Annotated in this window: 2 protein-coding genes; one reads left to right on the plus strand and one right to left on the minus strand. The window is 41.7% G+C overall.

What is annotated here, in order from left to right; all coding sequences use genetic code 11:
• A partial coding sequence (locus tag L4B77_RS20225) for an IS66 family transposase (protein ID WP_429752559.1) occupies window positions 1-263 on the plus strand: 263 nt, incomplete at its 5' end.
• A 298-nt stretch (window positions 264-561) separates the two neighbouring features.
• On the opposite strand, the gene L4B77_RS20230 is transcribed toward L4B77_RS20225, so the two are convergent.
• The coding region (locus L4B77_RS20230; protein ID WP_429752597.1) for an IS3 family transposase at window positions 562-676 on the minus strand (115 nt) is incomplete at its 5' end.

Genomic DNA, 676 nt, shown 5'->3' on the forward strand with positions numbered 1-676 from the left:
TACGCTATGTTGAAGATGGGCATTTATCTATCGACAACAACCGAGCAGAGCGCGCAATCAAATCGCTGGTCATTGGCAGAAAAAATTGGTTATTCTCGACGAATCCGCTTGGTGCTGATGCGAGTGCTTTGCTGTATAGCATCATCGAGACGGCGAAAGCGAACGGACTGATACTCTACGATTACATGGTCAAATGTATGAAAGAACTGGCAAAGCCAGAGCCTGATATTAACTCTCTTCTGCCTTGGAACGTCTCACACTGAAATTAAAACGCCCCGTGGGATTATGGGGCGCATACGAAAATCGCATTCAAATGCTCAACAGAACACATACAAACAACACCATTGATTGATCTAAAAAATAACAACTATGTTCAAGATGCTTACACTGATTCTGTCACTCAAAATGACCAGCTAACCACCATCATTTCACATTGGAGATCGAGCATGATCGTAGAATGATAAATTCACACCTCTTCCCGATAATGCCCCACCCCACATTCACTCGATAAAATAAAAAGCCGCTTACTTTGAAGTGACCCCATAAAGTTGGACATTTCTGTTAAGCGGCTTTCAAGGCCTGAGTTCGATATTCTATCGGAGTCAGGCCTTTTAGTTTCACTTTTATACGTTTGGTATTGTAGTACTCGATGTATTCTTTAATTTTCTCTATCAGT

The sequence above is a fragment of the Vibrio minamisatsumaniensis genome, assembly GCF_050337445.1.
In the GTDB taxonomy this organism is placed as follows: Bacteria; Pseudomonadota; Gammaproteobacteria; order Enterobacterales; family Vibrionaceae; genus Vibrio; species Vibrio artabrorum.